The 9,112-nt window shown below is 55.9% G+C and carries 8 protein-coding genes and 2 tRNA genes; 3 read left to right on the top strand and 7 right to left on the bottom strand.

Going from position 1 to position 9,112, the window contains the following annotated elements:
• Nucleotide 1 precedes the first annotated feature (1 nt).
• The gene (locus CDI07_RS01370) at nucleotides 2–1,186 is read left to right on the top strand and encodes an NAD(P)/FAD-dependent oxidoreductase (protein WP_088179900.1); all 1,185 of its coding nucleotides are present in this window, start codon (nucleotides 2–4) and stop codon (nucleotides 1,184–1,186) included.
• On the opposite strand, the gene CDI07_RS01365 is transcribed toward CDI07_RS01370, so the two are convergent.
• Genes CDI07_RS01365 through CDI07_RS01345 form a run of 5 tightly spaced genes read right to left on the bottom strand, consistent with a single transcriptional unit; the run spans nucleotide 1,187 to nucleotide 5,802 of the window.
• Nucleotides 1,187–1,921: a hypothetical protein gene (locus CDI07_RS01365; protein ID WP_088179899.1), complete on the bottom strand. Its 735-nt coding sequence runs from the start codon at nucleotides 1,919–1,921 to the stop codon at nucleotides 1,187–1,189.
• 56 nt (nucleotides 1,922–1,977) lie between these two features.
• Complete coding sequence (locus CDI07_RS01360) at nucleotides 1,978–2,769, bottom strand: isopentenyl phosphate kinase (RefSeq protein ID WP_088179898.1); 792 nt, start codon at nucleotides 2,767–2,769, stop codon at nucleotides 1,978–1,980.
• Nucleotides 2,766–3,770, bottom strand: a complete 1,005-nt coding sequence (locus CDI07_RS01355) for a mevalonate kinase (RefSeq protein WP_088179897.1) — start codon at nucleotides 3,768–3,770, stop codon at nucleotides 2,766–2,768. Before CDI07_RS01355 ends, CDI07_RS01360 begins: the two co-directional genes overlap by 4 nt.
• A gap of 51 nt (nucleotides 3,771–3,821) precedes the next feature.
• A complete protein-coding gene (locus CDI07_RS01350; protein ID WP_088179896.1) occupies nucleotides 3,822–4,703 on the bottom strand; it encodes an MEMO1 family protein in 882 nt (293 codons plus the stop codon).
• 34 nt (nucleotides 4,704–4,737) lie between these two features.
• Nucleotides 4,738–5,802, bottom strand: coding sequence for a pyridoxal-phosphate dependent enzyme (locus tag CDI07_RS01345; protein ID WP_088179895.1), 1,065 nt, complete (start codon nucleotides 5,800–5,802; stop codon nucleotides 4,738–4,740).
• Nucleotides 5,803–5,872: 70 nt separating this feature from the next.
• Here CDI07_RS01345 and udp point away from each other — a divergent pair, with 70 nt between their 5' ends.
• Nucleotides 5,873–6,709: a uridine phosphorylase gene (gene udp, locus CDI07_RS01340; protein WP_088179894.1), complete on the top strand. Its 837-nt coding sequence runs from the start codon at nucleotides 5,873–5,875 to the stop codon at nucleotides 6,707–6,709.
• A gap of 530 nt (nucleotides 6,710–7,239) precedes the next feature.
• Here udp and CDI07_RS01335 read toward each other — a convergent pair.
• Nucleotides 7,240–7,317: transfer RNA gene (locus tag CDI07_RS01335), tRNA-Arg, on the bottom strand.
• A gap of 104 nt (nucleotides 7,318–7,421) precedes the next feature.
• Between CDI07_RS01335 and CDI07_RS01330 the strand changes: the two genes are divergently transcribed.
• Nucleotides 7,422–7,499 (top strand) — tRNA-Gly (locus CDI07_RS01330).
• A 192-nt stretch (nucleotides 7,500–7,691) separates the two neighbouring features.
• Here the strand turns inward: CDI07_RS01330 and CDI07_RS01325 are convergent.
• Nucleotides 7,692–9,029: an FAD-dependent oxidoreductase gene (locus CDI07_RS01325; protein ID WP_088179893.1), complete on the bottom strand. Its 1,338-nt coding sequence runs from the start codon at nucleotides 9,027–9,029 to the stop codon at nucleotides 7,692–7,694.
• Nucleotides 9,030–9,112: the final 83 nt, after the last annotated feature.

The raw sequence follows: 9,112 nt of genomic DNA, 5'->3' as shown, positions 1-9,112 counted from the left end.
CATGGAAGGGAAAATCGTGATAATCGGCGGCGGAATCGGGGGGCTCTACACGGCCTTCAACCTCATTGAAAACGGGATTGACGCGGGGGGAATAACCATCGTGGCCAAGGAATGGCCGCCCTACACGAGGCACCGCCTTGCGGAGATAGTCTCCAGGGGACTCCCCCCAGACGAGGCCGTACTCGGCCTTGCGGAGAACCTTCAAAGGGCGAGCATCGATGTTGTGGAAGGTGAAGCCCTAGAACTCAGGGAGAAGGAAAAGCTCGTCTTAGTTAAAACCGGAAACGGAAAACGCCGGCTGAGATACGGCAAGCTGGTGGTGGCAACGGGAGGAAAGCCCTTCGTGCCGCCGATAAAAGGGATTGAGAAAAGGGGTGTTATCGGATTCCACGGCCGAGAAGACCTTGAGTTTCTCGCCTCTCTGCCCTCCGGAAGTAAGGTAGCGGTAATCGGGGCCGGGCTCGTCGGGCTGACGGCGGCGGTGGCACTGAAGGAGAGGGGACACTCCGTCACCGTGATCGAGGCGATGGAGAGCGTTCTCCCTAGCATTCTGGCGGGAGAACTCTCGGGGTTCCTCGAGGAACACTTGAAAGGCGAGGGAATTCAGATTCTCACGAGTTCCCTCGTGAAGGAAGTTGGGGGAAATGGAAGGGTAGAGGAGATAAAACTGGCGGATGGGAGAAGAGTCGACGTCGACGCGGTCGTCCTCGCCACGGGCGTGAGGCCCAACTCCTCTCTTTTGAGGGACGATGGGAGGCCGATAGAGATCGACAGGGTTGGGAGAACTGTGATTCCCGATGTATACGCCCTCGGGGACTGCGCGATGAGCTGGGACTTCATCACCGGAAAGGCCGTTTACCGTCCCCTCGGTTTCGTCGCCGGACATTACGCGCGGTTAATAGCGGAGGAGGTCGCGGGGAAGAGCGCTCTCGACAGGGGAGTAATCCCCGCGGTCTACGAGAGGATTGGAAGGGCGGAGGTCTACTCCATTGGACTGACGCCTGCGGAAGCAGAGCGGCTCGGCTTTGAGGTTAAGGTGAAAATTTCGGAGGGGCGGAACTGGAGGGAAGCCCTCCTAACGGATGAGAAGGGACGCGTGCTCGGATGGCAGAGGGTTCATCTCGGTCATTTCCATTCGATAGGCTCCGCGGAGGCGTACATCAAGATAAAAGAAGCTTGGGGATAATCAGTCGCTTTCGCAGGGAAGTGTGACGTTGAAAACCTCTACCCTGAGCCATCCACCCCTTTCGTCCCAGAATGTTCTGTGGACGAGCTCCGTGCCGTTTATTAGAAAAATGCTTTCAGCACTCCCGTTGCCGAAGAACGGATATTCCGGTCCGGGACGGAGAGTGAGTTTGAGGGAGGACTCCGTGGGGGTTACTTCGCGCCCACCGGTGTCGTGGAAATAGACGAAAACGACAGGTATTTCGGAGCACTCCGAAGGACCGGTTGGAATAAGAGGAAGTTCAATCCTCCCGGAATTTGAGCGCTCCGGTAGTGGATAGGCTATAGATCGCAGGACTACCCTGAAGGAGAGGTATCCAGAGACGGGAAGGTACTCCATGTGGAACGGCATCTCCGAAAGGGAAACCACTTCAGAATCCGTTTTCAGGGTTATGTTCACCCGCTCCTCATCGAGGAAAGACCTCGAACTGGCAGGCCCGGTTATCATGAGAGGATACATGAGGAAAACGGCATCCCTGCTTCTTCTGAGGCGCTGAACATAGGTTTCCTTCAGGCTCCACTCCAGAACAAAGGTTTCGGTTCCGTTTACGGTGATGGTCTTGGTCTCTATAATGAGATCATCCGGCTTTGCATCGTGGGCCGCCAAAAGGCCGTGCTGGGCGAGGGAGGAGAGTATCAAACTGACCCAGCCGAAGAGCACGAGGATCACTATCAGAGCCTTGAACGACCTTCCCATCCTTTCCCCCTGGGTGAGTAATCCAGAAACAATAAAAAGTTTACGATTTGCGGGCGTTACCTTTTGATTCTCGTTCCAAAGCCGTCGCCCCGTATCGCCCCGCTCAGCCTTTCCGGAACCTTTCCGTTGACGAACCAGACCTCCGAGTGTTCGGCTATCTTCTTTGCCTCCTCCAGCTTGTTGCAGATTCCTCCGGTGACGTCGGTTCCAGCCGCTGTGCAGTGGAGCCTTTCGAGGAGGGAATCTATTTCCGCCCTGCTGAGGTTCTGAATCAGTCTCCCCTCGCCGGGCCTGCCGTCGTAGATTCCATCAACGTCCATGAGGAAGATAACCTTGTCCGGCCCAAGCATCTTGGCGAGGTATGTGATGATCTGGTCGCCGGAGAGTATGTCGATGCCCTTCGCGAGGTCTATCGAGACGTCTCCAAAGAGAACGGGGATGAACCTGAGCTCCAGCAGTCTTTCCACGACTTCCATGTCCCCGTAGGCGACCTCACCGTTCTCGGTTATGAAGACGGAGGAGGTCGAGACGGAGAAGGCCGGCAGACCCTCACGGACGAACGCTTTGATGAAGTTCGCGTTTGCCCGGAGCATGGCCTGATGCGTCTCGGTGAAGCCTACCCTCCTGAAGTTTGCAGTATCCCAATCCTCGGGAAGGCCCTCTCTGATCCCGTATTTCTTGGCGTAATGGTGGCCAAAGCTCCCCCCGCCGTGGACGATGATGAAGTTCTCACGGGGATAGAACTTGGCTATCTCCTTCGCTATGTTCCCCACGGTTTCATGGTCAAAGTTCTCGGGCTCACCCTTCTTATCGCTGAAGACGCTGCCGCCAACCTTGACGATTATCATGGCAGAACCTCCTCTATCCTGAGTCCCTCGCGGCTTATCCTCGTTATCATCGGCGTTCCGCCGGCTATCGTTATGGCGGTTGCAACCTCGCTCTGGTTCTCCGGGGCCAGGGCGTACATACAGCCGCCACCACCGGCGCCGGTTATCTTCGCCCCTATCGCTCCGGCAACCCTCGCGGCGTAGACCAGCTCGCTGAGCTTTTTCGTTGAAACCCCAAGGGCATCTAGGAGGCCGTGGTTGATGTTCATGAGTCTTCCGAGCTGGGCGAAGCGGAGCTCCTCGTCGAGGTCGGAGGTTATAACGTCGCGGGCCTTCTCGACTATCTTGCCCATCGCAACGAGCACCGGTTCTATGACCTCGGGCATTTCCTCGTAGGTTCTCCTCACCATGGCCACCAGTTCCTTCGTTGACCCGCTCGAACCCGTGTAGCCGACGACTATGGGCAACTCCATGAAGGGCAGGTGCTCAAAGTCCCCCTTCTCGTAGTGGATGAAGCCGCCTATGGCAGATACGGTGGGGTCAATCCCGCTCGATGCCCCCTGAACGAGGAGCTCGACCTTATGGCCCAGCTTTCCTATCTCCTCGTTGGTCAGCTCAAGGCCGAGGAGCTTTGAGACTGCTCCAATAGTCGCTACCGCCACAGCGGCGGATGATCCGAGGCCGGCCCCAACGGGAATCTGTGACGTTATAGAGACCGTTACACCCTTACCGTTCGCATCGGCTTCCTCCCTCACCAGCTCTATTGCCTGACGGACGTAGCTGAGAACTTCAGCCGCCTTTCCGTAGTCGCTCTCAAAGTAAATCTCGTCCTCGGAGAACGAAACAGTAAGGCCCGGAACGCGGATGTCCTTGGCCTCTATCTTTATCGCACCCCTATCGTTGAACCCTGCTCTCACGTAGGTTCTGAGGTCTATGGCGGCGGCTATCGCGGGTTTGCCGTAAACGACGCTGTGCTCGCCGAAGAGTATAATTTTAGCCGGGGCAGATGCCAGAACCCTCATCTTTGACCCTCCCAGAAGAGAAAGAAGTGAAAGTTTATGTGGCTTTTGGTCTTACCTTCTCATCACGATGCTCGCGTAACCGACGATGGCATCCGTAGAGCGGCTGACCTCGAAGCTCGTCGTGTAGTGGAGCAGTTCTGCCTCAAGCGCCCCAGCGGAGCGGGAGTAAACAATCGCCGTTCCGACGGCGCCAGGCCCGCACATGGTGTGGTTCATCTCACGGAGCTCCCTGAACATACCCTTAACGTCGAAGTCGAGGATTCTCCTTATCACGCGGAAGTCCCACTCCTTTATCCTGTGGGGAAGCTCATCGGCTCTGGCTCTGAAGGGCACGTAGCCGTACATCGGGCCGTAATGCATGAAGTCTGTGCTCGCTATGACAATAACGTCCCTGCCAAGCTCCTGCGAAGCTTCAAATATGGCTCTTCCAAGGTCTTCGGAAACCTCCTCGTCCTGGATGCCGAGGGCTATAGGCACGATTCTAACTTCTTTCCCGGCGAGCTCGCCGAGGTACTGGATGAAGGGAAGCTGGACCTCTATCGAGTGCTCGTATTCGTGGGCAAGCTCGTCCAAGTCAGCTATCCCGGAGAGCTTCGCTATGGTCTTGGCCATCTCGGAATCAACATCGACGTCACCGAGGGGTGTGCGCCATTTTCCTGAAGGATAAATCGCTATCGGAGAGCCGAGGCCGGTATGATTTGGCCCGAGGATTACAAAGGTCTCCGGCAGGCCGTCCTCGAAGATGGCCTTGTACGTCCTCGAAGCCGTGTAGCCCGAGAAGACGTAGCCCGCGTGGGGCGCAACACCGGCAGTAATCCTCCTCTCGCTTCCCTCCTCGCCGAGGTCGTTGAAGAATTCCTCCAGCATCTCGATGAGCACTTCGCCCGAGGGGTAGAAGCTGCCTGCAACGGAGGGGTATCTTATCTCAGCCATTCTCCCACCTCCAGCGGTTCTTGGGATTCAACCCTTAAATACCTTCAACCGTCTTCAGCCCTGAGCCGGTGAGCGGAAGGAGGACCCTTGAGCCAGAGGGGATGAAACCGCTCCCCTGGAGCCTCCACAGGGCTGCGAGAACCACCGCGGAGGTCGGTTCCACCATGAAGCCCCTCTCCCAGAGCCATTTCAAAGCGCGCGCTATTTCAGAATCCCCGACGCTTACACAGGTCCCGGTTTCGTCAAGAACTGCTTTCATTTCCTCCAGCCGAGGAGGCTCGGTTATCGGTATCCCCTCCGCGAGACGGCTTTTAACCGGCGAGCGCTCGCAGAGACTCTCGTAGCCCGAAGCCTGGACGGCGACAAAGGTAGGGAGCTCCTCTATCTCTCCCATACCTTTGAGTTCTGAAAATCCCTTCCAGAGGCCGAGGAAAAGCGTTCCGCTTCCGGCTGGAGCAATAACGTAGTCGGGGACGCTTAGTTGCTCGTAGGCCTCAAAGGCAACAGTCTTCGTCCCTTCAATGAAGTAAGGGTTGAGCCAGTGGGAAACGTAGGTCAGTCCTTTCTCCTCTGAGAAGCGCACTGCATCCCAGTGAACGGTCATTCTATCGCCGTTGACGATGTGAAGCTCGGCCCCCAGTTTCCTCAGGAGTCTCAGCTTTCCGGGATTTGTGTGGACCGGAATGAAGAGGTGGGCCGTTATCCCTGCCCTCCCAGCAAAGGCGGCCAGGCTTATCGCCGCGTTGCCGGAGCTGTCGAGGATTACCTCTGGAATGCCCTCTTCCCTCAGCTTCGCCACGGTCACCCAGGTGCCTCTATCCTTGAACGAACCGGTCGGCTGAAGGTATTCGAGCTTGAAGAAAGTTGTTACATCTCCGATATCGAGTTTGGAGAGGGGAGTTATCGCGGGAACCGGTTCGGGGAGATGCTCCTCAGAAACCGGAAGGAGCCTCAGGTACCTTCTCATGTCGAGATACCCAGTGAGGGCATCGCTGAAGCCCGGGGGGAGTTCATGCCTGACCAGTAGCGTGCCACCGCAGTCACAGCGCAGTCTGAATCTTTCTGGATATTCCCTGCCGCATTTCGAGCAGACCAGCACGGGAACCACCCAAGGCTTTTTAGGACGTGCGTTGATATCTATGGCACAGGTGAATAAAAAGGTGGTTGCCATGGGAGAGAAGTTCGTTTCGGCAGACAGGCCCCAGACAAAGGAGGGCTATCAGTACCATATCGCGTGCAAGCCAGGGGACGTTTCGAGGTACGTTTTGCTCCCCGGCGACCCGGAGAGGGTTCCAAAGATAAGCTCCCTCTGGGATGAGGCCAGGGAAATAGCCTTTCACAGGGAATACAGAACGCACACCGGGAAATACAATGGAGTGCCAATAAGCGTCACCTCAACGGGAATAGGCGGCCCCTCAACGGCGATAGCCATAGAGGAGCTTGCCGCTATAGGCGCGGACACCTTCATAAGGGTCGGCTCGACCGGTGCAATCCAGCCGGGAATGGAAATCGGAGACCTCATCATAGCCAAAGCTGCCGTCAGGCTCGAGGGGACGTCGAAGCAGTACGTCCGCGTCGAATATCCGGCCGTTGCGGACCTTGAGGTTACCCTAGCGCTCATCGAGGCGGCTGAAACTTTGGGAGTGCGCTACCATATTGGCATAACGGCCTCGACCGACAGCTTCTACCTCGGCCAGGGAAGGCCCGGACTCAGGGGGTATTTCCCGAGCTTCGCAAAGCACATAATGGACGACCTGAGGCAGGCCAACGTTACCAATTTCGAGATGGAAGCTGCTACCCTCTACACCCTCGCCAACATCTACGGACTGAGGGCAGGCTGTGTCTGTGCGGTCTTCGCCAACAGGATAACTAACGAATTCGGGAAGGCTGGAGAGAAGGAGGCGGCCCTCGTTGCCAGCGAAGCGGTGAAGATACTCGCCGAGTGGGACGAGGAGAAGGAGAAGGCCGGGAAGAAGGTCTGGTTCCCAGGGCTTAGAAGGGTTTGACACCCAAGTTTTTGTTTTGTTATTTTCCTGAAACGTTCACAAAGATTTCTTTTCCCTTATTAGCACCCTCAGGGCGCTTTAGATACCGAAACCATCTATCCAGCGACAACAACTTAAAATCAAAACCTGCCTGAAAACATTATAGAAAAGGCACTTGATCTTCCGCCAACGCTCCTTGGGAAGCGAAGCTTCCCGAGGTGTTGAGGCAAAACCTCAACATGGGAAGGAAGCCTTTGGAAAAAGCTTCACTGAAAGTTCGTAGCTCTTCACCCAGAGGCTCAGATGAAAGAGGTTTTGCTCACAAGCCCTCACCTTTTAGAAGAGAACGCATCAGATAAGAACCATGACAGAGGGTTTACTTCTCTTTTGACGCCCTGCGGGCGTCGATTTTTAAAGTTAAACCCACACTCAAAGAGCAACTTGAGAAGTTCTCAACTTTAAAACGGCCGATTGATAAGAAATCACACAGAATTGAGCCATGAAAAGGAGCTACCAACTTTGATGAAACTTTTGCTTGTCAAAAGTTTCTGTGGCGCCCCGGCGGGGATTCGAACCCCGGACCTCGAGGTCCGCAGCCTCGCGCCCTATCCAGACTAGGCCACCGGGGCACTGCCCGCTAACCCTTCTCGGCAACGCTTTATAAATTTAACCGTCTCAGCTCACCGAAAGATTTATAAAGCGCCCGAAGGTGAGTATTCTACGGGCCTGAACTGCGGTGGTAGTCTAGCCTGGTCTAGGACAGCGGCCTGCCACGCCGCTGGCCCGGGTTCAAATCCCGGCCACCGCACCACACAAACTTTTCTGGAGAAAAGTTTGATTAAATGTTTCTTACTGCACGACTTATTTTTGCCTTCCGGAGAGAAGAATATTTTTGGTCAACCTTTGCTTGCGCGAAGGTTGTTCGCCAGCCTTTCCCAAAGGCCTGGTCAAGCTTTTCCAAAAGGCCAAAACAAAGAAGAAGAGGTGAGATTGCACAACCTCTTCAAGTTCTCAGCTTCGCCAAGGCATCCTCCGCGGCCTGGAGAATCTGGTAGCCGACCGGTGAGGCTGTAAGGAGCGGGTGGGTGGCTATCTGGAGCGTGTAAAGCTCGCTCGCCGTCAGTCTCTTCTGTATCGCGAGAGCGAGGATATTTATCATCTCCCCAACGCTCTTCCCTCCAGCTATCTGCGCCCCGAGTATTGCCCCCCTGTCGCGGGAGAATATGAGCTTCACCGTGACCATCGAGGTGTCGGGGAACTTCGCCGGGTGCCTGTCTGGCCCTTTTCCATAGCCAACTATGACCTCAAAGCCTTCCCTCTTGGCGGCTTCCTCTGTGAGTCCGGCCGCGGCCAGGGTGAGGCCCGCCACGTTGGTGGAGTAAACGCCTATCGTTCTCCTGTTCTCCCTGACGATCTGGAGCTTGAAGAGGTTCGCACCCGCTATTCTGGCCTCGAAGGTTGCCGTTGAAGCGAGCATGAGGCCGTAGGGCTTGCCCGTGAAGAAGTCCCTGTGTTCGACGCAGTCTCCAACGGCAAAGATATCAGGGTGAGAGGTTCTCATGTACTCGTCCGTCCAAATGCCATAGCGAGTAACTTTAAGGCCGGTCTTCACAGCCAGCTCGACGTTTGGCCGGTAACCGATGGAGGAAATCACGAGGTCTGCAGGAAGCTCCCTTCCGTCCACGAGCCGCACTCTCTCGACTTTTCCGTCGCCAACGAGGGCCTCAACCTGGCCGTAGACCACGTTTATGCCCCTCTCCCTCAGCCGTTCCTCAACCATTTCGCTGAACTCCGGATCGAAGGAGTTCCTCAGCAGTCTGCTCCTGACTAGGAGCGTCACGTCCTTTCCGAGCTTCCGTATCTCGTCACCGACTTCCAGGGCTATGAAGCCGCCGCCGACGATGACTATCCTCTCGGCCTCCTTGATCTTCTCCCGAAGGGCCTTCAGATAGTGGTAGTCCTTGGGGACGGTGTGAACGCCCTCCAGCTCGGAGCCCGGCACGCTTGGAAAGACCGGCTTCGAACCGGTCGCAATGACGAGCTTTTCCCAGGCGATTTCCCTTCCAGCCTTCGTTCTCACCACCTTACCCTTGGGGTCTATCTCGAGGACTTCATCCACGAGAACCTCAACATCAAGGGGTTCGAGGAACCTCTCCACTGGGAGAATGTCGTCGTCAACGCTCTCGAAGGTTCCAAAGACGTAGGGGATTCCGCACGGAACCATGCCAACGTCTTCCTTCTTGATGACCAGGACGCTCTTGTCCGGATAAAACCTCTTGGCGGCTATTGCAGCGGTTAACCCTCCCGCACTCGCACCGATAACTATAACATCGTACCTCATATTAGGCCCCCCTAAATGTTTTCGGTCTTATTTACACACCAAAGGATTTTAACCTTTCGTTAACCTCGGGTTCAAAACTCGGG

Source organism: Thermococcus sp. 5-4 (assembly GCF_002197185.1).
Taxonomy (GTDB): Archaea; Methanobacteriota_B; Thermococci; order Thermococcales; family Thermococcaceae; genus Thermococcus; species Thermococcus radiotolerans.
Note: the sequence above shows the minus strand (reverse complement) of the source record. Positions and strands in the feature narration are given on the sequence as shown.

What these genes read in the sequence shown, in the direction of transcription:
- CDI07_RS01370 (WP_088179900.1), top strand. Translation starts at nt 2, where the DNA reads ATGGAAGGGAAAATCGTGATAATCGGCGGCGGAATCGGGGGGCTCTAC.
- CDI07_RS01365 (WP_088179899.1), bottom strand. Translation starts at nt 1,921, where the DNA reads ATGGGAAGGTCGTTCAAGGCTCTGATAGTGATCCTCGTGCTCTTCGGC.
- CDI07_RS01360 (WP_088179898.1), bottom strand. Translation starts at nt 2,769, where the DNA reads ATGATAATCGTCAAGGTTGGCGGCAGCGTCTTCAGCGATAAGAAGGGT.
- CDI07_RS01355 (WP_088179897.1), bottom strand. Translation starts at nt 3,770, where the DNA reads ATGAGGGTTCTGGCATCTGCCCCGGCTAAAATTATACTCTTCGGCGAG.
- CDI07_RS01350 (WP_088179896.1), bottom strand. Translation starts at nt 4,703, where the DNA reads ATGGCTGAGATAAGATACCCCTCCGTTGCAGGCAGCTTCTACCCCTCG.
- udp (WP_088179894.1), top strand. Translation starts at nt 5,873, where the DNA reads ATGGGAGAGAAGTTCGTTTCGGCAGACAGGCCCCAGACAAAGGAGGGC.
- CDI07_RS01325 (WP_088179893.1), bottom strand. Translation starts at nt 9,029, where the DNA reads ATGAGGTACGATGTTATAGTTATCGGTGCGAGTGCGGGAGGGTTAACC.